At 44.0% G+C, this 25,593-nt stretch carries 21 protein-coding genes, 2 rRNA genes and 1 riboswitch (1 of these 24 cut by a window edge); of the genes, 1 reads left to right on the top strand and 22 read right to left on the bottom strand.

Annotation, left to right across the window (positions count from 1 at the left end):
* Window positions 1-18: 18 nt before the first annotated feature.
* The 8 genes from gatC to H7992_RS03045 all read right to left on the bottom strand — a co-directional run bounded on the left by gatC (window position 19) and on the right by H7992_RS03045 (window position 9,781).
* Window positions 19-306 carry an Asp-tRNA(Asn)/Glu-tRNA(Gln) amidotransferase subunit GatC gene (gene gatC, locus H7992_RS03080; protein ID WP_067205624.1) on the bottom strand — a complete coding sequence of 96 codons (288 nt, stop codon included), beginning with the start codon at window positions 304-306 and terminating at the stop codon, window positions 19-21.
* 73 nt (window positions 307-379) lie between these two features.
* Window positions 380-1,510, bottom strand: a complete 1,131-nt coding sequence (locus tag H7992_RS03075; protein WP_342539655.1) for a CamS family sex pheromone protein — start codon at window positions 1,508-1,510, stop codon at window positions 380-382.
* A gap of 4 nt (window positions 1,511-1,514) precedes the next feature.
* Window positions 1,515-3,527 (bottom strand): NAD-dependent DNA ligase LigA, encoded by a 2,013-nt coding sequence (gene ligA / locus H7992_RS03070; RefSeq protein WP_067205618.1) that lies wholly within the window; start codon window positions 3,525-3,527, stop codon window positions 1,515-1,517.
* A 23-nt stretch (window positions 3,528-3,550) separates the two neighbouring features.
* Window positions 3,551-5,788, bottom strand: coding sequence for a DNA helicase PcrA (pcrA, locus tag H7992_RS03065; protein ID WP_187046605.1), 2,238 nt, complete (start codon window positions 5,786-5,788; stop codon window positions 3,551-3,553).
* Between the two features lie 52 nt (window positions 5,789-5,840).
* On the bottom strand, window positions 5,841-6,533 hold the full coding sequence (locus tag H7992_RS03060; protein ID WP_187046604.1) for a heptaprenylglyceryl phosphate synthase: 693 nt from the start codon (window positions 6,531-6,533) through the stop codon (window positions 5,841-5,843).
* Window positions 6,534-6,640: 107 nt separating this feature from the next.
* Complete coding sequence (locus H7992_RS03055) at window positions 6,641-6,961, bottom strand: YerC/YecD family TrpR-related protein (protein WP_067205613.1); 321 nt, start codon at window positions 6,959-6,961, stop codon at window positions 6,641-6,643.
* Window positions 6,962-6,988: 27 nt separating this feature from the next.
* Window positions 6,989-8,053 (bottom strand): DUF3048 domain-containing protein, encoded by a 1,065-nt coding sequence (locus H7992_RS03050; RefSeq protein ID WP_255428572.1) that lies wholly within the window; start codon window positions 8,051-8,053, stop codon window positions 6,989-6,991.
* A gap of 9 nt (window positions 8,054-8,062) precedes the next feature.
* The gene (locus H7992_RS03045) at window positions 8,063-9,781 is read right to left on the bottom strand and encodes an adenine deaminase C-terminal domain-containing protein (RefSeq protein WP_187046603.1); all 1,719 of its coding nucleotides are present in this window, start codon (window positions 9,779-9,781) and stop codon (window positions 8,063-8,065) included.
* Window positions 9,782-10,239: 458 nt separating this feature from the next.
* On the opposite strand from H7992_RS03045, the gene H7992_RS03040 reads away from it, so the two are divergent.
* Complete coding sequence (locus H7992_RS03040; RefSeq protein WP_187046602.1) at window positions 10,240-10,932, top strand: class I SAM-dependent methyltransferase; 693 nt, start codon at window positions 10,240-10,242, stop codon at window positions 10,930-10,932.
* A gap of 72 nt (window positions 10,933-11,004) precedes the next feature.
* On the opposite strand, the gene purD is transcribed toward H7992_RS03040, so the two are convergent.
* From purD to H7992_RS02970, 14 genes are all read right to left on the bottom strand, one after another.
* Complete coding sequence (gene purD, locus H7992_RS03035; protein WP_187046601.1) at window positions 11,005-12,264, bottom strand: phosphoribosylamine--glycine ligase; 1,260 nt, start codon at window positions 12,262-12,264, stop codon at window positions 11,005-11,007.
* Between the two features lie 13 nt (window positions 12,265-12,277).
* Window positions 12,278-13,813, bottom strand: a complete 1,536-nt coding sequence (gene purH / locus H7992_RS03030) for a bifunctional phosphoribosylaminoimidazolecarboxamide formyltransferase/IMP cyclohydrolase (RefSeq protein WP_187046600.1) — start codon at window positions 13,811-13,813, stop codon at window positions 12,278-12,280.
* 103 nt (window positions 13,814-13,916) lie between these two features.
* Window positions 13,917-14,489, bottom strand: a complete 573-nt coding sequence (gene purN, locus H7992_RS03025) for a phosphoribosylglycinamide formyltransferase (RefSeq protein ID WP_187046599.1) — start codon at window positions 14,487-14,489, stop codon at window positions 13,917-13,919.
* The gene (gene purM / locus H7992_RS03020; protein WP_187046598.1) at window positions 14,486-15,544 is read right to left on the bottom strand and encodes a phosphoribosylformylglycinamidine cyclo-ligase; all 1,059 of its coding nucleotides are present in this window, start codon (window positions 15,542-15,544) and stop codon (window positions 14,486-14,488) included. The genes purN and purM overlap by 4 nt, the downstream gene beginning before the upstream one ends.
* Before the next feature lie 15 nt (window positions 15,545-15,559).
* Window positions 15,560-16,981 (bottom strand): amidophosphoribosyltransferase, encoded by a 1,422-nt coding sequence (gene purF / locus H7992_RS03015; protein WP_067205586.1) that lies wholly within the window; start codon window positions 16,979-16,981, stop codon window positions 15,560-15,562.
* Window positions 16,957-19,176 (bottom strand): phosphoribosylformylglycinamidine synthase subunit PurL, encoded by a 2,220-nt coding sequence (purL, locus tag H7992_RS03010; RefSeq protein ID WP_067205584.1) that lies wholly within the window; start codon window positions 19,174-19,176, stop codon window positions 16,957-16,959. The genes purF and purL overlap by 25 nt, the downstream gene beginning before the upstream one ends.
* Complete coding sequence (gene purQ, locus H7992_RS03005; protein ID WP_187046597.1) at window positions 19,160-19,846, bottom strand: phosphoribosylformylglycinamidine synthase subunit PurQ; 687 nt, start codon at window positions 19,844-19,846, stop codon at window positions 19,160-19,162. Before purQ ends, purL begins: the two co-directional genes overlap by 17 nt.
* A complete protein-coding gene (purS, locus tag H7992_RS03000; protein WP_067205578.1) occupies window positions 19,843-20,097 on the bottom strand; it encodes a phosphoribosylformylglycinamidine synthase subunit PurS in 255 nt (84 codons plus the stop codon). Before purS ends, purQ begins: the two co-directional genes overlap by 4 nt.
* A 183-nt stretch (window positions 20,098-20,280) precedes the next feature.
* Window positions 20,281-21,402, bottom strand: a complete 1,122-nt coding sequence (purK, locus tag H7992_RS02995) for a 5-(carboxyamino)imidazole ribonucleotide synthase (RefSeq protein ID WP_187046596.1) — start codon at window positions 21,400-21,402, stop codon at window positions 20,281-20,283.
* The gene (purE, locus tag H7992_RS02990; RefSeq protein ID WP_067205573.1) at window positions 21,399-21,887 is read right to left on the bottom strand and encodes a 5-(carboxyamino)imidazole ribonucleotide mutase; all 489 of its coding nucleotides are present in this window, start codon (window positions 21,885-21,887) and stop codon (window positions 21,399-21,401) included. The genes purK and purE overlap by 4 nt, the downstream gene beginning before the upstream one ends.
* A 257-nt stretch (window positions 21,888-22,144) precedes the next feature.
* Window positions 22,145-22,244: riboswitch (purine riboswitch) on the bottom strand.
* Between the two features lie 76 nt (window positions 22,245-22,320).
* Window positions 22,321-22,521, bottom strand: a complete 201-nt coding sequence (locus H7992_RS02985) for an NETI motif-containing protein (RefSeq protein ID WP_067205568.1) — start codon at window positions 22,519-22,521, stop codon at window positions 22,321-22,323.
* Window positions 22,518-23,039: a DUF2179 domain-containing protein gene (locus tag H7992_RS02980; RefSeq protein ID WP_156476136.1), complete on the bottom strand. Its 522-nt coding sequence runs from the start codon at window positions 23,037-23,039 to the stop codon at window positions 22,518-22,520. The genes H7992_RS02985 and H7992_RS02980 overlap by 4 nt, the downstream gene beginning before the upstream one ends.
* A 1,484-nt stretch (window positions 23,040-24,523) precedes the next feature.
* Window positions 24,524-24,639, bottom strand: a 5S ribosomal RNA gene (rrf, locus tag H7992_RS02975).
* Window positions 24,640-24,720: 81 nt separating this feature from the next.
* A 23S ribosomal RNA gene (locus tag H7992_RS02970) occupies window positions 24,721-25,593 on the bottom strand; it runs 2,059 nt beyond the window's last position.

Here is a 25,593-nt window from a genome sequence, read left to right as displayed (position 1 = left end):
CCTCCTTAAATCCATTCATCAAATGATAGTCGGCACTTTGATTTGTCCGTCTTCATGCTCTTTCACGCTCTTCAGCATCTCTTCCCTGTCAAGTGCGTCTGTCGGAATATCCTTACGTAATACATTGAAAAGCGGTAGTGGATGTGTCATTGGAGCAATCTGCTCAGTGTCCACTTCTTCTAGTTTAATGGAAAATCCAATCATGTCTTCGAGTTGCTCAGCAAACATTTCTGCCTCAGCGTCTGTCATAGCAATCCTTGCAAGACCTGCGTGACGTTTCACTTCATCTATCGTCAATTGTGTCATTGTTTCTCCTCCTCCTCTTTGAATTGTACGGTTAATCATATCATCTTCCTATTATGATGAAAAGTTATGTTGATCAATAGCCGTAAATATGAACGAATGGCTTATCATTATCTGCCTCTTTCACGATTAATGCTTCCGGTCCATTGACGGACGTTATACTTACTTCTGTATGGACATTCGGGAAATGTTGATTAACGAGTGACGTCATATATTGCGTGAAACCGATCGTTTCACTTGTACCAAAGAATTGGATTGGTACTTTTATTTCAAGCGACTTTAAGTTGTTGTCTTTATAAAATCCGGTGCCTATGACGTTGACGAAACTCGGGAAATACGCATCGATATCCTGTTTAAAGCTATCAAATGTAGTATTCATTTCCCTATATTCGCCATTCGCAGAAGACGCTGGGAAAACAACATACTTCTCGTTAACTACTTTCCAACCTGTCGGTGCCGATTGCCCTTTTCCAGCGATGGCTGTTGCAAAATAAGTGCCCGGGACAATGGAGTTGCGGCTCTCTTGCTTAAACAGTCCGACAACAATCGGGATATCTGATAGCCCTTCCTGTGTACGCAGCCGCTTTACAACTTCTTCAGCCATTTTCATACCTTGCTTCTCAAGTACCTTATCCGTTATTTTGGTCTCTTTTCCACTTCTCGAATAGCTGGTTGAATTAAGTGCTAGACCGACGGAAATCCCGGCAAGATGGAGTTTCTTGTCATCCGTCATTACGAGGTAGTTCTGTTCGACGATATGGGCCAGATAATTCGGCGCCACTTCCGAGGCTGTCTCTTCGCTCATGCCTTCCTCGATGGGTGGATTCAAACCAGCTTTATTCGCTGAACTTCTTGACAGCCAGGCCTGGGCAGTCTCCTTGTCGATATGTTGCCCTTCCTGAAAGTAATGGTTTTTCGGATTAAACTGCTGATTGGAAAGACGTAAGAGCCCTTCCTCTGCTTCCTGCATATCGTATTTTGTATAGATATTGTTTACGATTAGACCACGACTCGCACTTTTCTTGAAAGAGATAGGTGTCTTGTAAAACTCTTCTTTTAATTGGACATCCGGTATCATGACAGTCTCTTCAATGCTTTCGTCGTTCTCCTGGACGGCTTCCTCTTTCTCCGTTCCGAATGAAGGAAGACACCCTCCAAGTAGAAGAATGGCTGCAAGTCCAGGTAGTATACCTATTTTTCTCATCATATAATTACTCCTTTTCGCCAAGTGCTTCAATCAACTCAGCTTCATTCCACACAGTAATTTCAAGCTCCTCGGCTTTTGCCAATTTCGAGCCGGCGTCTTCCCCTGCAATCACAAGATCTGTCTTTTTACTCACGCTACCACTCACTTTTCCGCCGAATGCTTCGATTTTCTCTTTCGCTTCGCCACGGGTCAAAATGGATAGTTTCCCTGTTAGGACAACAGTCTTGCCAGAAAATAGGCCGTCTGTCGGTACATCTTGCCGCCTGCGTCCTTTATAGGCTGTATTCAATCCGTAAGCCTCCAGCTTTCGAAGCACTTCAAGAACTTTTTCATTGCTAAAATAGGTCGTAATTGAATCGGCTACCTTGTCCCCGATTTCGTGGATGGTTACAAGCCGCTCTGCATCGGCTACCATTAGATCAGCAAGTGTTCCGAACTCCTCCGCAAGTATTGCTGCCGCTTTTTCACCTACATGGCGGATACCTAGTCCAAAGAGCATTTTTTCAAGTGAATTTTCTTTTGATGCTTCAATTGCAGTTAGTAGATTCGAGACGGATTTTTCACCCATCCGTTCGAGTTCAATTAATTGCTCTCTTGTCAGCGTATATAGATCCGAGACGTCGTGGACAAGATCTGCCTTGTACAAAAGGTCAACTACCCGTTCACCAATTCCTTCGATATTCATTGCATTGCGGGACACGAAGTGAATAATGGCTTCTTTCATCTGTGCTGGACATTGTGGATTAACACAACGTATCGCAACTTCTTCCTCGATTCGAACGAGTTCTGAATCACAGACAGGACAGTTCGTTGGCATTTCAAAAGGTACTTCATCACCAGTGCGTTTTTCCACAATTGCAGCGACTACCTCCGGAATAATATCTCCTGCTTTTCGGATAATAACTGTGTCGCCGATTCGAACGTCTTTTTCTTTAATGAGATCCTCATTATGCAATGATGCGCGTCCTACAGTCGATCCCGCGACAAGAACTGGTTGAAGTATAGCTGTTGGAGTCACTACACCTGTTCTGCCAACACTAAGCTCTATATCTAGCAACGTTGTGACGACTTCCTCAGCGGGAAACTTGTAAGCAGTCGCCCATTTCGGACTTTTTGCCGTAAATCCAAGCTGTTCCTGATCCTCAAAGTTATCGACTTTTACAACAATCCCGTCGATTTCATAGTCAAGAGCGGAACGGCTTTCCCCCCACTCCCCAACATAGTCAATCACTTCTTCAATTGTGGCGCATCGCTTGCGTTCTTTGTTCGTTTCAAAGCCAAGCGCAGCAAGGTAATCTAGTGAGTCTGAATGACTATCTTGTCCGAATAAACTTCCATCGCCACCGATTCCATAAACGAATATCGCCAAATTTCGGCTCGCCGCTATTTTTGGATCGAGTTGGCGAAGTGAGCCTGCCGCCGCGTTACGTGGATTGGCGAACGGCTCATCGCCGGCTTCGTCGCGCATTGCATTCAATTTCACGAACGATTGCTTCGGCATATAAGCCTCGCCGCGAACTTCAATCGCAACAGATTCTTTCAGTCGAAGTGGGATTGTCCGGATTGTTTTTAAACTTGCCGTTATATCTTCTCCGACCGTACCATCTCCACGAGTTGAGCCCTGTACAAACTTTCCGTCGACATATCTGAGCGAAATAGCAAGCCCATCTATTTTTAGTTCACAAATATACGAAACATCGTGTCCTGCTGCCGCCTTAACACGCCTGTCAAATTCTCTCAAATCTTCTTCATTGAATGCATTCGATAGACTAAGCATCGGAAACTCGTGAACGACTTTTCCAAATCCCTTCAGTATCTCTCCACCTACACGCTGTGAGGGGGAGTCCGGATAAATGAGGTCAGGATTTTCCGCTTCAATCGACAACAGTTCCTGCATATATTGGTCATAGATTGCGTCGGAAGTAAGCGGTTTATCAAGCGAATAATAAGCATGACCATACTGATGAAGCAGGTTATTCAATTCTTCCACCCGTTTTTCGAGTTCAAGTCGATCCATCGATTTTTTCTCTCCTTCAGCCATCATGCTTTTTCAATTGGTGCAAATTTTGCTAAGAGACGTTTGACTCCGACTGGATTTGGAAATGCGATGTCCAGTTCTACTTCTTCGCCTGTCCCTTTTACGCTGACAATCATGCCGGTTCCCCACTTTTTGTGAACCGCTTTGTCGCCAGGGCTCCATCCCATTTTGTCTCCACCACTGGTATTATATACAGGCTTTTTAACAGCAGATCGCACAGGTGCTTCATTACGTGCTTTGGATCCGCCTCCAATGGAGAATCCGGAATCTCTTGAAACAATTTCCGTAATGTCATCCGAAATTTCTGCAATGAAACGTGAAGGGCTATTATAGCTCGCACGTCCATAAAGCGTGCGGTACGATGCGGAAGTTAGATAGAGTTTTTGCTCTGCACGCGTGATTCCCACATACGCAAGACGCCTTTCTTCTTCCATCTCCTCGTCATCTCCCATTGAACGGGAGTGCGGAAAGACGTTTTCTTCCATTCCGATGATGAAGACAACAGGAAATTCAAGACCTTTGGCGGCGTGCATCGTCATAAGGACAATTTTCTCTGTAGATTTGTTCTCTTCTTTATCAAGTGAATCAATATCTGCGATGAGCGCAAGATCTGTCAGGAAGGCGACTAATGATTTGTCACCTGTATCTTCTTCTGCACGTTTTTCAAAAGCTTCCGTTACAGATAAAAACTCTTCGATATTTTCCAGACGACTTTCTGACTCAATTGTTTTTTCACGATGAAGCATTTCGCGGTAACCCGATTTATCAAGTATTTGCTCAACAAGTTCAGTCACCGATAAGTATTCCTGCATTCGAGTAAATCCTGCGATCAGCTCACGGAACTTGGCAACTTCATTTGCAGCTCTTGACGTAATGCCCATAAAGTCAACTTCTTGTAATGCGTCAAAAATGGAGCGGTCATGTTCAATTGCAAAGCGCGCCATTTTATCGAATGAAGTAGCACCAATACTGCGCTTTGGTTCATTAATAATCCGGGCCAGTGCAAGATCATCGTCATTGTTGGATACGAGTTTTAAATATGCAAGCAAGTCTTTAATCTCTTTCCGTTCATAAAACTTCGTGCCACCAACAATTGTGTAATCGAGATTGGATTTCACAAGATATTCCTCGATAACGCGCGACTGAGCATTTGTACGATACAAAACTGCAAATTGGTCGAGTTTTAGTTTCTCCTGCTCTTGCAATTCAATAACTTTACCTACGACAAACTGCGATTCATCTTTTTCATCGCTTGCTTTGTAGACATAAATTGAATCGCCTTCTTCATTATCTGTGCGTAGCTTTTTATCATAGCGGCTCTTGTTATTTGTTATGACGTCGTTCGCTGCCTGTAAGATGCGTTGTGTCGAACGATAGTTTTGTTCAAGCATAATCATTTCGGCATTTTTATAGTCTTTTTCAAAGGACAGAATATTGCCGATGTCCGCACCGCGCCATCTATAGATAGATTGGTCAGAGTCTCCAACAACACATAAGTTTTTAAATTTAGCCGCCAGCATATTAACAAGCCTATACTGTGCGTTATTTGTATCCTGGTATTCATCCACATGAATGTATTGGAATTTGTTTTGATAAAATTCAAGGACATCTGGTACACGTTCGAATAAGACCAACGTCATCATGATTAAATCGTCAAAATCGAATGATTGGTTTTTACGCAACCGCTTTGCATAGCCATCATAGACGTCTGCAATCGTTTTTTCATAGGGGTTATGAGGGTTGATTTGTGCGCGGTACATTTCTGCATCAATACACTCGTTTTTCGCTGAGCTAATAGCATTCAGCATTGAACGTGGTTCGTATTGTTTTGCATCAAGGTTCAACGTTTTCAAAACGCTTTTAATGACCGACAATTGATCGGCTGAATCGAGAATCGAAAATGATGTTGAAATACCGATTCGATCAACGTTACGTCGCAGTATTCGGACACACATTGAGTGGAATGTCGAAACCCACATCCGCTCGCCTGTGCCAGCACCAAGCAGTCCATCAATACGGTCACGCATTTCACGTGCCGCTTTGTTAGTGAATGTAATCGCGAGAATATTGGAAGGATAAATGTTTTTCTCAACGACGAGATAGGCAATCCGATGTGTTAGGACTCGTGTTTTACCAGAGCCAGCACCCGCCATAATAAGCAGTGCACCTTCTGTTTTCTTCACTGCGCGAGCTTGTTCTGGGTTCATACCTATAAGTAAGTCTTCTGCTATTATATTCATCTATTATCGCCCTCTCGGAACATTTGTTCTTTTATTATACACTGATTTGGCCTTAACGGGAAACCGATTTCACCGCGTCTACTGTTCCCAATGCCGCCTTGAAATCTTCATAGATGACGTTACCAACGATAATTGTATCCGCAATTTCAGCCATCTTTTTAGCATCTTCACCATTCCTAATGCCGCCTCCATAAAATAGGCGAGTTTTTTCGAGCACGCGTGATGCTGCTTCTACTATTTTAGGATCACCATACATACCGCTGTACTCCAGATAAAAAATGGGTAATTTGAAAAGATGTTCTGCCATGCGAGCATAAGCGACGACATCCTCTTCGTCCGGAACTTCTGTCACTCCAGTCAATTTCGCCGCTTTACAATCGGGGTTCATAATGCAATACCCTTCCGGTTGAATTTCATCCCAGTCCATCATATGCCCATATTCACGAAGCGCGGAATGATGAAGTCCATTAATCCATTCGACTTTCGTTGAGTTAAGCACCGTTGGGATGAAATAATAATCAAAACCCGGTGTCACTGAGTCAACTGTCGATATCTCAAGTGCAACTGAAACGGAATACCTTCTAATTCGGACGAGCAAATCGAGTACGTTATCGAGCGTCACTCCATCTGTTCCACCAACAATAATTCCATCTGTTCCTGACTCTGCAAGCAGTTCCAATTGTTCGTCTGTCACTGTTTTTTCAGGATCTAATTTAAAGGCATGACGCCATGTAGTGAAATCCATGTTTGACCACCCAATCTTATAATGTACGTTTCTCTAGTATACCAAAAAAACCGGACAGATTCTTTCCCTGTCCGGTTCTAACTAAAAGCGTAAGGCACCTGAAGTGCTTATTTAGTCTCCGCTTCCTCTTCATTCACTTGCGGATAGAGGCGTCCAAGTACTTTTCCATACCCGCCAGAGCCGTAATCCACACAGCGTCGTACTCTTGAGATAGTTGCAGTACTGGCACCTGTCTCACCTTGTATCTTATCGTACGTCTTCTTCATCATAAGCATTTGCGCCACTTCCAAGCGTTGGGCGAGTGACTGCAATTCACTTATCGTGACGAGATCATCAAAGAATTCATAACATTCATCGAGGTCTTTTAATTCGAGCATTGCTTTAAATAGTTGGTCCGTCTGATGACCACGGATTTTGTCGATTTGCATATGTCTCCCTCTCTCTGAATGAATTTCTTAAGGGGTATATGTGACAGACGTTTCCATTCCAGGTTGAGTCGAAACGATGTGAATCCACGTTTTACCCGGAACAAGTTTCGCAGGAACACCATTTTCCATCGGTGTTAGGATTCCGTCAATATTTTCCCATTCGATTTCCTTTTCAATACCTGCATGGAACATCATACCTCTACCGCCCGATTCAATATCGACTGACTGTCTGCCGACGTTATCAATTGTACGATGGGCTGTTTCGAATATAAGTATATTAGACAGTTCCACTGGCTTTTCGTTGGATTTATCGACTGTTAGGATCCCTTTTACCATTCTATTGTACGTTCCTTTTTCGGCATCGTAGGAATACGTGCTTGTAAAGTCCGGGTCTGTGCCATAACGAACAACAAGCATCGATGCGATATCCCCTATTTTAGCACCTTCTATCGAATCTAGGAAAGAAAATGGCGGTATTACGGACAATTCTATCGACGAATTGGTTTTCTCCATACCCGCTAGCACATTATCTTTCGTTATATACGAATTATGCGGAGCTCTTCGTTCTTTGGAGCGATTGAAAAGCGTTCCATCATATTGCATACCGTTTATATTATCCACGAAACGATTTTGCAGCATTTGTTTGGCATCTGGGCTATATCCGTGCGCCACGTAAAATGCGTCAAGTCCTTTTGAGATTTGGACAAAGTAATCCCTCGCACTGCGGATAGGGCCGATTTCTTCAGGTAGCTCACTTTGAAATAATGCCAAAAGCCTTGTAATGTTGCCTTCTGCTGCAAGTTCATAGACAATATCTGCATCACTAATGCCTGATTGTGGTCTTGCAAGCGGATGATTGTTAATCGTCATCAGAACTGCGCGACGGGTACTTTCCTCTTCTGATAGAACACCAGTGAACGGTTCTTTATACAAGGTTGGCCCCTGTACAGGTTCTTCTTCAACGATTACTTCTTCCTCTTCCTCTATCGGCTCGGGTACAACGTCCTCCGCCTTCTCTTCTTTTGAACACGCCGCTAACAGCAACATTAAGATAGCTATGTACAATAGCCACCCTCTCATTTTCTTCTCCATTTACGCCTCCTATCTTCCGGTTACCGGAACAATCATTTCTTTTTTCATAACATCGTACAGCCCCATCTGTGTGATGCGTATGTACGGTAAATGTGTTGATTGCAAGAAAAGCAACGTATAGACTGCATCGCCTTTCGTGTAACCACGATCTGCCAGTGCCTTTTTCAATTCTATCTCCTGCTCAATCAATTTTTGAACCGGTTCTGCCGATAAACCGCCACCGATTGCCAGTGGAAGAGTCGCGACGATACCACCGTTTTCCGAGAGCACCATACCGCCACCGATTCGTTTAATTTCCTTAAAGGCATTGTGCATTTCTTTTTTATCTTTGCCGATTAAGATAATATCCCCTGTATTCGAATACGAAGACGCAAAGCCTTGAATTCCTGTTGCGAACCCTTTAATAATTGTATTGACATGCCATTTTCCATTTCTATCGAGAAGCATAAGGAAACTTTCATCGTGATCATCCGCAAGTTTATCGACCTTTGTGTCAATCGTCACATTATACGGTTTTGTAATGACATCGTTAAGCATTTCGATACCAACCGGATTGTCAAATATGAAATCCGATTCATCAAGTTCGAAATTCGGTGCGAACGCTTCAACAAACGACCAATCAATGGTTGGGAAAGGTTCCGTCGATTCATTTTCACGTTTCAACCATTTTCCTTTGGATAAAACATCCGTCGGCACTGGATTGTACTCATCCTCCAGAATATTTAGCGTTGCAAAACGACCTGTCGCAATGAATCCGTGTAAATCAGTCATATCATAATAGCGCGAAACGTTATAAGATGCCATCTGGTATGCATCAATTGGCGGAACCCCCGCTTCAAGCGCAGCACGGATACATTTATCCATTACGCCATCGAGGTGAAATGAAGGCGTCGATCCGTCCGTCGTCATCATCAAGTGATCAAACACATTTAATTCTTTGGCAACAATGTCTTTTAATAAATGTGGAAGATCTGGACGAATGGATGAATAGCGTAGGGTCACTCCATACCCGTGCAGTAGCCGTGCCTCTACCTCTTCTATCGTCATCGCTTCATGATCACCGTCTGTTCCAAGAAGACGCATCCGTGCCAACGTCCGCTCAGAGGCACCAGGGAAATGCCCTTCTATTTTCTTGCCCCCTATTTTTGCAGCATTTACAGAGGCGACCATATTGGGTTCCCCTGTCATGAGTCGTGGCCAACCTGTCAACTCCCCGCCTACCAATACTTCTGGACGTTTAATCCACTCCTTAATAGAAGCTAGATTAAACAATTCAGCCTCATTCTGTAGAATCGTCTGTGAATCAAACCGTGCCCACCAGTAAAATGAAAACGGTAATTTATTTAACTCATCAAGCAGCCCAAACGATGTTTCGTTATCAAGAGACATGAATAATATAAGATTATCCGAAATGAATGTCGTTGTCCCAAGCCGCGATGCATAATCTGCAAACGTCCGCGGGTTGTACAATTGAAACGGATGAACATGCGGTTCAATATAACCAGGTACAATTTTCTTCCCTGTAGCATCGAAGATTTCGGCGCCTTCTGTCATTACCGGCATTTCCTTCCCGGCGTACACAATCCGATCGCCAGCAATCCAAATGATGCCTGTCACCCATTTTTTATAGATTGAATGTAAATATTCTGCATTAGTAATAATGAGGTCCGGCGCCTTCTTGCCGTCGATCATATGTAGTTGGTCTTTTATTTCTTTAGGCTCCCACATGATACACTCTCCCTTTAACTGAACTATTCATACTATTTATCGTAGCATAGCATTGAGGAAATAAATAGGGAGTTCGGTAGACATTTTTTGTTATTTCGGACAAACGAGGAGTTCATATTGAGGCGGGCGTTGTGAAGTTTACACTGAACGTTGTTAACTTTTGATATTCTGTTGTCTACTTTTGAGGTAACGTTGCGAACTTCTTGATACGTTGCATGCTTTCTCAACTTTGTTGTTTAGTTTACGCGGTGTGTTGTTTACTTTACGATTAGTGTTGTTTACTTCCCGAGATACGTTGCATAATTCTTAATACGTTGCATACTTTCTCAACTTTGTTGTTTAGTTTACGCGGCGCGTTGTTTACTTTCAGAGATACGTTGCGAACCTTTCCTCAGTAAAAGGGTTCCGACACCTTTTGACGAAATAGTATAGTATTACAATCGATTGGATTTGATAAAATGACCGACAAGATGCAGTTTGATAAAGAGATGGCCGCAGAATATGACAGAGGAGTGCGCCGAACGTTGCCTACCTACGATTCGATGTTCAAACTTGTACAGGCTTATCTTCGAGCAAACATAACACAACAAGAAAGTGTATTGATAATTGGAGCGGGTGGCGGCAATGAACTTGCTACGTTAGGACCAACTAATCCCGCGTGGACATTTACAGCAGTAGATCCCGCACCACCAATGCTTGATTTCGCGCGAATGAAAGCAATTGACTTGAAGATAGATGACCGTGTGGAATTCATCGAAGGAACTGTCGATGATGTAACAGAAGAGAAACTGTTCGGGGCTGCAACCTGTATGCTCGTCCTCCATTTCATTGAAGATATCGATGAAAAAAGGATCCTACTGAAAAAGATCCGACATCATCTATCACCTGGTGCTCCATTCGTTATGGCGTCCATGTACGGGAACCCGAGCGACCCCTCATTTAATGAGCTATTCGCTCTATGGAAAGCGTACTGGTTGGATTCAACAAATTTAACTGAAACAGAGGTAAATGAAATGGAGAAAACAGTAAGGAAGCTTTCCTTTATTCCTGAAGAGGAGATTGTCCGTTTGCTAAGGGAAGCTGGATTTGGGAACATTGCTAAGTTCTTCACGACGAATATGTTTGGTGGGTGGATTTGTAAGGCCGAATAATAAGAAAAACAAGTAAATCTCCTCAAATAAAAAAATCCCCAAATCCATCACCTAGATAGATTTGGGGATTTTTTATTCAAACGTACGCCAGCCAATGTCCTGCCTGTAGAAGAATCCGTTCCATTCTAATTGAGACAAGCCTTTATAGACCTCAACCTGCGCTTCTTTCAATGAATCTGCTTTCGCTGTAATGAGGAGTACACGTCCCCCATTACCAACAAACCCTTCGCCATTTGATTTTGTGCCTGCATGGAAGACTTCTAAGTCACGTGCTGACAAAACGTCAAGATCAGGTAATACCGCCCCTTTTACTACATCTCCTGGATATCTATCTGCCGCAATGACAACGCCTAACATCGCTTTGTCATCCCACTTCAAGTCATACGGTTTACCAGCCATAAGTGCAGCCATGAATTCACCAAAGTCAGACGCCATTCGTGGAAGGACGACCTGCGTTTCAGGATCGCCGAAACGAGCGTTGAACTCAATCACTTTCGGGCCCTTGTCAGTCAAAATGAGACCGGCATATAAAATACCAGTAAACGGAGTCCCTTCTGCAGCCATTGCTTCAACAGTCGGAACGACGACTTTATCGTATGCTTCTTTCACAACTGCGTCCGAAATTTGCGGAACGGGTGAATAAGCGCCCATACCACCCGTATTCGGTCCTCTATCACCGTCATAAGCACGCTTATGATCCTGCGCGACAACCATCGGGTAAATTTGACCGTCATGGACAAACGACATGTAAGAGAACTCTTCGCCGTCCAAAAACTCTTCGATAACAACACGTGATGAAGATTCGCCGAATTTCTGGTTGCCAATCATATCGTCGACTGCTTCAAGCGCATCCTCCAGCGTCATCGCAACGATAACACCTTTCCCAGCTGCAAGTCCGTCTGCTTTAACGACAATTGGGGCACCATTTTCTCGGATAAACGCTTTTGCTTCTTCTGCATCGGTAAATGTTCCGTAGGCAGCTGTCGGAATAGCATACTTTGTCATCAGCTCTTTAGCGAATGACTTACTTCCTTCGATCAACGCCGCCGCTTTCGTTGGTCCGAACGCTGTTAATCCACGTTCAGTAAAGTAATCAACAATTCCTTCTCCAAGCGGTTGTTCAGGGCCGACAAATGTCAGGTCCACATGGTTCTCTTGTGCAAATGAAGCAAGTGCCTCAAAATCCAACGCATCGATTTGCACACATTCAGCATCATTTTTCATGCCATCATTGCCGGGTGCGACAAAAACTTTATTGACTGAAGGGGAGACATTGAACTGTCTGGCAATCGCATGCTCGCGGCCACCGCTCCCGATAACGAGTATATTCAATGCAATCTACTCCTTAATGTTTGAAATGACGTACGCCTGTAAATACCATCGTAATACCGTATTCATTAGCTTTCTTAATCGAATCTTCGTCTTTCACTGATCCGCCTGGTTGAATAATTGCCGTAATGCCCGCTTTCGCTGCAGCTTCGACTGTATCATCCATTGGGAAGAATGCATCAGATGCAAGCGCTGCACCTTTAGCGCGTTCGCCTGCTTGCGTTAGCGCGATATTCGCTGCTCCAACACGGTTCATCTGCCCCGCACCAACGCCGAGTGTCATATTGTCATCAGTCACGACAATTGCGTTGGACTTCACATGTTTTACAACAGCCCAACCAAGTTTCATCGCTTCCCATTCAGCTTCAGTTGGCTGGCGGTCAGTCGCAACACGAATGTCTGCATCCGCAAATCCGTATGCATCCGGCTCTTGCATAAGCAATCCACCTTCAACAGAAACTGTATTCCATTTGTCTTTTTTGTTTTGATCAAACGAAATTGTCATTAAGCGTATATTTTTCTTCTTCGTCAAGATTTCAACTGCTTCTTCCGTGAAAGCAGGTGCAATGATAATTTCAAGGAAGATGCCCGATAATTTTTCAGCAGTTGGCGCATCAACTTCACGGTTCAATGCAATTATACCGCCAAAGATAGACGTCGAGTCTGCTTCATATGCTTTATTGAACGCTTCGAAAATTGTTTTGCCTGTTCCAACACCACATGGATTCATATGTTTTACCGCTACTGCAGCTGCTTTATCAAATTCTTTAATGATTTGGATAGCCGCATTCGCATCTTGGATATTGTTATACGAAAGTTCTTTGCCATGTAATTGTTTCGCGTACGCAATTGAGAAATCAGAACCAAGTGGACGGCTGTAGAAAGCTGCTTTTTGGTGTGGATTTTCTCCATAACGAAGCGGTTGTTTTAATTCATATGTATACGTAACCTGCTCAGGGAATTCTTCGCCTGTAAGGTCAGTCAAGAAACCGGCAATAAGTGCATCGTATGCTGCTGTATGACGGAAAACTTTTGCTGCAAGACGTCTGCGCGTTTCAAGTGTCGTTTTGCCATCTGCTTTGATCTCGGTAAGCACTTGATCGTAATCTGTTGCATCTACGATAACTGTGACGTATGCATGGTTTTTCGCTGAAGCACGAAGCATCGCTGGTCCACCAATATCGATATTTTCAATTGCATCATCATTGGTTACGTCCGGCTTTGAAATCGTTTCTTTAAACGGATACAAGTTAACACAAACAACATCAATCGGCTGGATGCCATGCTCTTCCATTTGTAAGATATGAGAGGGATTGTCTTGTTTCGCAAGAAGTCCTCCGTGAATCATTGGGTTGAGCGTTTTAACGCGGCCTTCCATAATTTCAGGGAATCCGGTTACTGCATCGACTGCTGTTACTGCGACGCCATTGTCTGCAAGATGTTTCATTGTACCGCCTGTTGATAACAGTTCATAACCGAGACTTTCCAATTCTTTTGCAAATTCCAAAATACCGTTTTTGTCTGACACGCTAAGCAATGCACGTTTTTTCACGAATAAAACCCTCCAATTAGTATGTTAGGATAGCAGTCTAAAATCGCGACTTCCTGTCGCAACGACTGCATGACCTGCTTCCTGCCGGCCCAAGCCTTGATCATTACCGGCTAAAAAGTTCGTTTAACGTATCTTTATATAAACCGTGTTCAACAGCATGAATCGCTTCGGCTGTTTTATCTTCATCTCCACTGACAACATCGACTGCACACTGTGCAAGAATTTGTCCTGTATCCATTCCTTCATCCACAAGATGAACGGTAACACCCGTCACCTTCACGCCATGCGCAACCGCTTGTCCAATCGCATCTTTTCCAGGAAACGAAGGCAGTAGTGATGGATGAATATTGACTATGCGAGAAGGATAAGCCATCAATAGGACCGGCCCAACAAGACGCATATAACCTGCAAGAACTAGCCATTCCGCCCCGGATTCTCGAAGTGCATGAAGAATTGCTTCTTCGTACGCATCTTTCGTTTCGAAATCTTTTGGACGTATTGCTGCAACTGGAATACTCACTTTGTCAGCACGTTCAACAACAAATGCTTCCGGCTTATTTGTCACCATCAGGACGATTTCAGCATTCAATTCACCTGCGCTACATGCTTGTTCAATTGCTGCAAAATTACTGCCGCTTCCGGATGCGAAAACGGCAATCTTCACTTTTCGATTCATTCGGCAAGACTTCCGTCATGTGTCCCTGTAAATGTGACGCCATCGCCTTCAATTACACGTCCAATAATGAATGCTTCTTCCCCGTGCTCAGCTGCAATTTTAAGGGCAGCATTCGCTTGTTCTTCAGAAAGCGCAACTACAAAACCGATACCCATATTGAATACGCTGTATAGATCTTTATCCAACAGTTCGCCTTTTTCTTTCAGCATTTTGAATACTGGAAGTACTGGCCATGAACCAAGGTCAATTTCCGCTCCGAATCCATCTACCAACATACGCGGTAAGTTTTCGTAAAAGCCGCCGCCCGTAATATGGCCCATTGAATGGACGTCGAGTTCGTTATGCATTTGAAGAACAGGTTTCGCATAAATTTTCGTCGGTGTAAGAAGTGCGTTTCCAACTGTTCCAAGATCTTCGTATCCAGCAATCAAACCGTCAATTTCACAGCCCTGATCTTCAATTACAATTTTACGGACGAGTGAATAACCGTTCGAATGAATACCGCTTGAAGCGATACCGACAAGAACGTCTCCAGCAACAACTTTTTCACCCGTGACAACTTTACTCTTTTCACATGCTCCAACTGCAAATCCTGCAAGGTCATACTCATCGACTTCGTAAAGTCCTGGCATCTCAGCCGTTTCTCCACCAATTAATGCTGCACCAGATTGAACACAACCATCTGCGATTCCTTTAACAATCGCTTCTACCTTTTCAGGAACGGCTTTGCCAAGTGCGATGTAATCAAGGAAGTAAAGAGGTTCTGCGCCCTGCGCCACAATATCATTAACACACATAGCGACACAGTCAATACCAATCGTGTCATGCTTATCTGCCATGAACGCCAGTTTCAACTTTGTACCAACACCGTCTGTACCGGAAATAAGTACCGGTTCTTTGTAGTTAAGTGCGGATAGATCGAACATGCCACCAAAACCGCCGAACGTTCCTGTAACACCTTTACGCGCAGTTCGCGCAACATGTGACTTCATCCGTTCAACAGACTCGTAACCAGCTTCGATATTTACACCTGCGTTTTCATAAGCCTTCGACATGTAAAAGTCCCCCTATCAAACAATTTCTTTCTTATGTGGCAACACTGTATCTGAATAGATTTCTGTAGGATATTCTCCTGTAAAGCATGCAAGGCATTGTCCACAGTTCTTTGTTTTATCGGGACGTCCAATGGCTTCGACCATTCCCTCAGCAGACAAGAATGTCAGTGAATCTGCACCGATAAGCTCTCGGATTTCATCAACCGTCCTATTTGTTGCTATCAATTCTGAATCCGTACTGATATCTACACCATAAAAACACGGACTGACAAGCGGTGGAGACGCAATCACAACGTGAACTTCTGTCGCACCGGCTTCTTTCAACAGATTGACAATCCTTTTAGACGTGGTGCCGCGAACAATCGAATCATCCACCATGACGACTCTTTTACCGTTCACAACTTGACGCACTGGAGAAAGTTTCATCTTCACGCCTCTTTCACGCATCTCCTGTGTTGGTTGAATGAACGTTCGCCCGACATAACGACTTTTGATCAGCCCTAACTCATATGGAATTCCACTTTCCTCAGAAAACCCAATAGCCGCTGAAATACTTGAATCCGGTACACCTGTGACGACGTCTGCTTCGATATGCACTTCACGTGCAAGTCGTTTGCCGCAACGCTTCCGTGCTGAATGAATATTAATACCATCAATATCCGAATCAGGGCGTGCGAAATAGACATATTCCATCGAGCACATAGCCGAGTCCGCAGCTTTCGCAAAACGGTCCGACTGAAGACCTTTATCATTAATAATGATGAGTTCTCCCGGCTCTACCGAACGAACCCATTCTGCGCCAATAAGATCGAACGCACATGTCTCAGATGCTACGACCCAAGCATCTCCCAGTTTCCCAAGGGATAATGGACGCAAACCATTCGGATCCTGCGCAACCATTAATCCGTCATCCGTCAAGATGACAAACGCAAAAGCACCTTTTAACATCGACAATGCTTTTTTTACACGATCACGCTGTGTTAAAGAACCGCTACTTTTCTTAATTAAATGCGCTAGCACTTCTGTATCAGAATTCGTTTGAAAAATACTACCTTGACGTTCAAGATGCTCGCGTAGTTCGACCGCATTCACAATGTTGCCATTGTGAGCGACCGAAAGACTTCCAGTTGTTGAACGGAAAACGAGCGGCTGAACATTTTCGATTCCGCGACCGTTCTCTGTAGAATAACGCACTTGCCCAATTGCTGAATTTCCTTTTAAATCATTGATCTCATTACCAGAAAACACTTCATTGACAAGACCTTCGCCTTTAATCACATGAAACTTTTTGCCTTCCTTCGTAACGATACCGGCTCCTTCTTGTCCCCGGTGTTGTAACGCGTGCAGACCATAATAACTGATCTGCGCCGCGTCTTCATGACCCCAAATGCCAAACACACCGCACTCTTCGTTTAAGCCTCTGAGTTCAGCAAGCATTGGATAGCCCCTTTCCAAGCAGAACGGAGTTCATCCACCGTCCCGTCGATTAACGTACCGTCTTCACCGTTAATAACGATACGGTTACTATCCGTAACTACACCGATCTTAATCGCATCTGCTACAGCTTTTTCGAAATCTGACGCTTTTTCTTCTTTTACAGTCACAAGGAAACGTGATTGCGTTTCACTGAATAATGCTGTTACTGCAGATCCTGAAACTGTAACGCCTGCTCCAAGACCTTCCGTACCGAATGCTTTTTCACAAAGCGCTACTGCAAATCCGCCTTCTGATAAATCTGTTGCTGATTGAACAAGTCCCGCTTGGATCGCTGTCAAAAGTTCTTTCTGGCGTGCTGCTTCAACTTCAAGGTCAATTGCCGGAGCTTGGCCGAAAATTTTCCCTTCCGTCATTTGTTGCAATTCACTACCGCCGAAATCAAGTGATGCTTCACCGATGACATAAATGACATCGCCTGCATTTTTGAATTCAGTAGTCGTTACTTGTGATAAATCATGAACAAGGCCGACCATACCAATCGTTGGTGTCGGATAGATTGGAACACCATTCACTTCATTAGATAAGGAAACGTTCCCGCTTATTACAGGAGCATTCAACTTGCGGCATGCATCAGAAATTCCGTCAGCTGATTTCTCAAGCTGCCAAAATACTTCCGGCTTGTCCGCACTACCAAAGTTTAAGCAATCTGTAATTGCAATTGGTTCCGCGCCTGAACAAATGAGATTACGTGCTGCTTCAGCAACGGCAATTTTCCCGCCTGTTTCTGGGTCAAGATAGACGAAACGTGAGTTACAATCGGATGTCATCGCAAGTCCTTTATTCGTTCCAGTGACACGAATGACACCCGCAGATGAACCTGGTGCAACGACCGTATTTGACCTAGCTTGTGTATCGAACTGATTATAGACCCATTCTTTCGATGCAATCGTTGGACGTTGCAAGAGGTCTTTAAGTGTTTCATTCAAATCTGTCACGACAGGTTCTGTCATTTCCATCGCTTGGAATTCTCTGAAATAAGCAGGTTCCTCGGATTTCTTATGGTAAACCGGTGCGTCTTCAGCAAGTGCATCAGCTGATACTTCAGCGACAACTTCACCTTTATGAAGCAGGCGCAGCATTTTATCATCTGTTACTTTACCAATCGTTACAGCTTCGACATTATATTTCGCAAATAAATCCGTTACTTCCTGTTCACGGCCTTTTTTCACGACGATTAGCATACGTTCTTGAGATTCTGACAACATCATTTCATATGCTGTCATTCCTTCTTCACGTTGTGGTACTAGGTCAAGGTTTAACTCAACACCATACCCTGCTTTTGATGCCATTTCAGCCGCAGAAGAAGTAAGTCCTGCTGCCCCCATATCTTGAATCCCAATTAACGCATCTGATTTTACAAGCTCAAGGCATGCTTCCATCACAAGTTTTTCAAGGAACGGGTCACCAGCTTGCATCACTGGAAGTTCTCCATCTTTTACTTCGGATGAAGACATCGTCGCACCGTGAATCCCGTCACGTCCTGTTGTAGCACCGGCATACATCACACTATTACCGATACCGGAAGCGATCCCTTTTTGAATGTCTTCATGATTTAACAAACCAACAGCCATCGCATTGACGAGTGGACGTTTAGAATAACAATTATCGAACTGAACTTCGCCAGCAATAGTAGGTATACCAATCGCATTTCCGTAACTTGCAATCCCTGCAACCGCTTCTTCGAATAAATAACGGTCACGTTCGTCTGTTAGATCGCCGAAACGAAGTGAGTTTACAAGTGCTACAGGGCGGGCACCCATTGAAAATACGTCACGCAGAACCCCACCAGCACCAGTTGCTGCCCCGATGAACGGTTCAATCGCAGAAGGAGAGTTATGGGATTCCATTTTGAAAACAGCTGCTTGATTGTCGCCAATGTCGACGATTCCTGCTCCTTCTCCTGGCCCTTGAAGAACACGTGGCCCATCAGTTGGGAATTTACGCAGTACTGGTTTCGAGCTCTTATATGAGCAGTGTTCAGACCACAATGCAGAGAATAAACCCGTTTCCGTATAGTTTGGAAGGCGTCCTAACATCTCTGTTGCACGTTCGAATTCCTCATCTGTCATTCCCATTTGGCGGTATAATTGTTCATCTTTAATTTGTTGTGCGTTCGGTTCATGCTTGGCTGACATTATTTTCACTCCACCTTTTCAAGATTGAATTGAATAGAGGCAATCCATCTGTTCCTCCGATGATTTCCTCAACTGCACGTTCAGGAAGGGGCATCATGCCGAGCACATTGCCTTTTTCGTTTAAAACACCCGCGATGTCCGCTGTGCTGCCATCTGCATTACCGTCCGCATATGTAAATACGATACGGTTCGTACTTTTCAATTCTGCTACTGTCTTTTCATCAACATAATAGTTGCCGAATTCATGAGCAAACGGAATCTTGATTTCTTGCCCGTTGTCGTAATCTGCCGTAAATGTAGAATCTGTATTCAAGACAGTCAATTTCGTTTTGCCAGACCTGAATTTCAGTCCTTTATTGCGCAAGAAAGCGCCTGGTAAAAGGCCTGCTTCAGCAAGAATTTGGAACCCGTTACCCACACCAAGAACAGGTTTCCCTGTTGCAGCAAATGCTTTCAAGCTCTCGATTGCTGGTGAGCTTTGCGCTAGTGCACCCGTACGCAGATAATCCCCGTACGATGCTCCACTCGGAATAAGTACTGCGTCATAACCGTCAAGATTCGCTTCTGTATGCCAGATGTATTCTGCTTTATTGCCCAGAACGGTATTTACCGCATGATACATGTCGATGTCGCAACCCGATCCTGGGAAAACAAGTATAGCGAACTTCATTTGCCCGCGACCTCCCCGATTTCATATCGGTAGTCCTCAATAACTTTATTGACTAAAAGCTTTTCGCACATTTCTTTGACACGTGCATCGATATTTGTAACTGATTCGTCTAATTCTAGCTCAATCAATTTCCCAATGCGTACGTTTTCGACCTCTTTATAACCCATCGTTTGAAGCGCTTCTTTAGTTGCTACCCCTTGTGGATCAACAACACTTTCACGGAGTGTTACGTATACGTTTACTTTCGTCATGTCTTTTTTCCTCCCAAATGGAATTAGATTAAGTTTCTTTTTGAAACTTTGAAATGTTGAAAAGCTGCCGTCAATTATTCAGTCAAGACGGAGCTGCTTGAAATTCGTATAACACTTATTTTGTTCTAACCGTACAGCGTCCATTTCTGGACTGGGGTATCGCTTTATCATAAGTATCCCCCTCTATTCAGACCAAATTCCCGTTGAATTAATGTCTTCCAATGTCTTTTCAATGTTGTCCGTCATGATTGTGACATGTCCCATTTTCCGCTTTAATTTCGCTTCGGCTTTGCCATATAGATGGATTGACCAATCGGGATAATCCGTAACAATCTTCGTCAGTGGCGCTACATGTTCGCCGAGCACATTCACCATAATCGAAGATTGCCATAATATCGGCTTGCGAAGTGGCCAGCCACAAATAGCACGGATATGCTGATGGAACTGCGAAATGTTACACGCCTCAATTGAATAATGACCCGAGTTATGTGGACGTGGTGCTAATTCATTAATAATAATTTCATCATTTTCTAAGACGAACATTTCAACCGCCAATGTCCCGACAAGATTGAGATGATCTGCGATTTTCTTCGCTGCATCTTCGGCTTGGGCTAAGACTTTTTCATTGACCCGTGCTGGAACGATTGATTCATGCAGTATATGGTGTTTATGAATATTTTCCGCAACTGGAATACAGTAAGATTGTCCTTTATCATTCCGTTGAATGATCACTGATATTTCTTTTGTAAACGGAACGAATGCTTCTGCAATACATGCCGAATGAACAAAAAGTGATTCCGCTTCGTGAAGTTCGCTTTCAGAGTCGATTTTCACTTGCCCTTTGCCGTCATAACCACCGAATGCAGTCTTGACGATACAAGGATAGCCGACTTCTCCAATTTTCAATGTTAGCTCTTCAAACGTCTGTGCCGCTACATAGTTTGCAACAGGTGCACCCGATGCTGTAATTTCTGCTTTTTCATTGATACGATTCTGTGTGATCCGGACAAGTTCTGCGCCCTGCGGTACGTGTGCGATTTGAGTGAGCCTTTTCAATCCCTCATAATCAATGTTTTCGAATTCATATGTGATGACGTCACTCACTTCACCTAGTTCCTCGAGTGCAATCTCATCGTTGTAAGGTGCAACAATCCGTATATCAGCAATTTGACCACACGGTGAATCCATAACAGGATCTAGCACCGCGATTTTGAATCCCGCTTCCTTCGCGGCAAGCCCCATCATCCGACCAAGCTGTCCCCCACCAATGATCCCTATCGTTTGTCCAGGTAAAATTGTTTTCATAGTAAGTCACCGCTACTTTCTAGTGCCGCATCACGCATGTTATTACGGCGCTCTTCAATACGTTTCATTAGAGCTTTGTCATGGACACCTAACATCTGTGCTGCAAGAAGACCTGCGTTCACAGCGCCTGCTTTCCCAATCGCCATAGTCGCCACTGGAACACCTCCAGGCATTTGAACAATGGACAATAAGGAATCCATTCCATTCAACGCTTTTGACTGAACAGGTATGCCAATAACGGGTAGCAATGTTTTTGCTGCAACCATCCCTGGAAGGTGTGCAGCTCCCCCAGCTCCTGCAATAATGACTTCTAAACCTTTATCTTGCGCTTGTTCTGCATATTCAAACATGAAATCAGGTGTACGGTGTGCTGAGACGACTTTCTTCTCGTAAGGGACTTCTAGTTCGTCCAAAATGTCACACGTATGTTTCATTGTTTCCCAATCACTTTTACTTCCCATAATGACACCGATTTTCGGTTCCACTTATAATCCGCTCCTTTTAAGAAAAGCGTTAGGTGCCGCTACAAATGAATGTTGCATAAGTTTGCCACATTTTGTGGCAACAGGCCGTCTTATGACCCGAGCGTCTGGCACCTGAAGCCTAGCCAACATTTCCTAAACTAAAAAGTCCTCGAACAAACCACTCTTCATATGCATGAAAAGCAGATCATTCGAGGACGTTGAAATATGCGTTAAGATGATTGCACCCATAGGTACCCACACACCTTTCGCTACAATTCCTGAAAGTCGCTTTCCCGCATAGTCCGGACATTACGGTGTCCTGGTAGAAACACTGCGGCCAATTCCACAGCATATATGGGGATTCTATTTACTCTCTATATTTTAACAAGACCGCGAGCATTCGTCAATAGAAAAGGCGAACAATTACATATCGCTACCCCATAACGTTCGCCTTTTAGGCATTTTCATCTTCTCTTAGTACACCTTTGAACTTGATAACTTGCCGTACTGGAATAAATTCTCCATTCACCTCAGTAAACAGCGGCTCTTCCTTTCGTCCCGCAACTGCATAACCTTCTGCAGCCATTCGCTTCAAACAATCCTCAATAGTCTCTTCTGTTTCCACGTCAAACCATATAGTCTTCTTTTTACTCACTTGAACAACTTCCCTTTCCTCACACTCTTAACCCAGAAACCGCCATGTATCATTTTCGCCTCGTATGCAATAATAAATGCTTTTGGGTCTATTTCTTTAATAGTAACGTAAAGTTTCAATTCATATTTACGCGGGGTAAGAATCTGCATAGCAGACCGATCCCCATCAAGACCATTCGCTGACCAATCTGTGACTCCGTAACCTTTTTCCCGCAGTATACTCGGTAATTTCAAGTTCTTCTCTGACGTAATTACATTTACTGTAATATAGCCAAGTGCCATCTTCTCTTCAATCTTCGACCCAATAATAACTCCACAACCATAACCGATTGCATAGGCTACTAAGTTCTGTATTTCATTCAGGTTATCAAGCACTAAACCAAGGCCGATGACATAGATAACGATTTCTACTACACTAAGTCCGGCAGCGATGTATCTATAGCCTTTTAACGTTAGAATCATGCGCACTGTAAAAAATGTAACATACACGATATTAATCGCGAATATAATGAGCACCATTTGCAAAATAACCACCCCTTTCAATATTGCTTGACCCTTATCGTATCGCTGTTAGGCTATGATTTCAAGCTATTAAGAATAGACGGACAAGTAGCTCGAATCCGAAGATGAATTTAGGTATTCTAATCGCCACTTCCATAATCTAACACCAATTCTTATGTCGCTAATTGTTCAATCATAATGGCTAAAATTATAGGCGAGCGAGCGTATCAGGAGCACGACCGATCATATCAATACCTAAACAATCATAACCGCTGCACGACCGATCATATCAACACGTAAACCGATCATAACCATTGCACAACCGATCATATCAACACCTAAACAATCATAACCACTGCAGGACCGATCATATCAACATTTAAACAATCATAACCAATGCACGACCGATCATTTCAACACCTAAACAATCATAACCAATGCACGACCGATCATTTCAACACCTAAACAATCATAACCACTGCACAACCGATCATATCAACATTTAAACAATCATAACCAATGCACGACCGATCATATCAACACGTAAACAATCATAACCAATGCAGGACCGATCATTTCAACACCTAAACAAACATAACCATTGCACAAACGATAATTTCAACACCTAAACAATAATAACCGATGCACAGCCGATCATTTCAACACGTAAACCGATCATATATATATAACTCACTTACATTAAGACCTGTACATTTACGGAATTTCGTTATTATATAAATTGAAGTAAATAAACCCTTCAATATCGCATTTTGTATGCCCAACCCCATTAATCTAACTGCTTCACCTATCCTATAGTCATTTGGCTACGACTTTCCCAGTAAGAAGCTAGCGCTCTGTTTTCATAACATATTCAATAATTTAACTTAGATAGCATTTCTCCATAAGTACGAGATTTCATTATTTCCCGGACGACAAAAAGGCCATTACCTATTGGCAATGACCTTACTACCGGCGACGTCCAACTCCTCACAGGAAAGAGCTCCGAACCACCATCAGCATACGAACTTATTATCCCTGTGCCTAGTAATGTAGACACGAAAGGGGAAAGGCGACGTTTTTTTAATTGAGACCACCCTTTTTTCGAAAGACAAGAAATTATAAACTTTTTCACCTAGAGTAGTGTCTATACTCCAGCGCCTAGCTCCCGAGCCTACACAACGGGGGGCATGCAGAGCTGTTGCGACATTGTGTCATCTGTGTCGCGCTGATCCTAAGCTGCCTTCCTCTGTAGCTTGTCATCCTTTTCGGCTCCACCAAGGCGCTTGAGTTTATATATATACGATTATCCTTACTTTTTTGCGCTAGGGATATTTTCCTCCTTAGGCCTAGTTGGTGCTCCACTACTCTCAGAGCTTCGATTGTCCATTTAAATGCGCATTCTCTTAGTTCGTATAGTTACTCATTTATTTAATATATATATCTAAAAAAAATTTCTAAAAATAAACACAAAAAAAGCCATTACCTATTGGCAATGACCTTGCGCCCGGCGGCGTCCTACTCTCGCAGGGGGAAACCCCCAACTACCATCGGCGCTGAAGAGCTTAACTTCCGTGTTCGGGATGGGAACGGGTGTGACCTCTTCGCAATCGTCACCAGACTCTTTGAGCTTGTTCGCTCAAAACTGAATAAAACAGACATTGTGCTACACAGAATCAGGGTAATCAAGCCCTTTTCAAAATTGGTTAAGTCCTCGATCGATTAGTATCCGTCAGCTCCACACGTCGCCGTGCTTCCACCCCAGACCTATCAACCTCATCTTCTTTGAGGGATCTTACTTACTTGCGTAATGGGAAATCTCATCTCGAGGGGGGCTTCATGCTTAGATGCTTTCAGCATTTATCCCGTCCATACATAGCTACCCAGCGATGCCTTTGGCAAGACAACTGGTACACCAGAGGTATGTCCATCCCGGTCCTCTCGTACTAAGGACAGCTCCTCTCAAATTTCCTGCGCCCGCGACGGATAGGGACCGAACTGTCTCACGACGTTCTGAACCCAGCTCGCGTACCGCTTTAATGGGCGAACAGCCCAACCCTTGGGACCGACTACAGCCCCAGGATGCGATGAGCCGACATCGAGGTGCCAAACCTCCCCGTCGATGTGGACTCTTGGGGGAGATAAGCCTGTTATCCCCGGGGTAGCTTTTATCCGTTGAGCGATGGCCCTTCCATGCGGAACCACCGGATCACTAAGCCCGTCTTTCGACCCTGCTCGACTTGTAGGTCTCGCAGTCAAGCTCCCTTATGCCTTTGCACTCTACGAATGATGTCCAACCATTCTGAGGGAACCTTTGGGCGCCTCCGTTACTCTTTAGGAGGCGACCGCCCCAGTCAAACTGCCCGCCTGACACTGTCTCCTGCCCCGATAAGGGGCATGGGTTAGAAGTCCAATACAGCCAGGGTAGTATCCCACCAACGCCTCATCCGAAGCTAGCGCTCCGGAATCCAAGGCTCCTACCTATCCTGTACAGGCTGCACCGGAATTCAATATCAGGTTACAGTAAAGCTCCACGGGGTCTTTCCGTCCTGTCGCGGGTAACCTGCATCTTCAC

The organism is Sporosarcina sp. resist, assembly GCF_014302295.1.
GTDB classification, from domain to species: Bacteria; Bacillota; Bacilli; order Bacillales_A; family Planococcaceae; genus Sporosarcina; species Sporosarcina psychrophila.
Note: the sequence above shows the minus strand (reverse complement) of the source record. Positions and strands in the feature narration are given on the sequence as shown.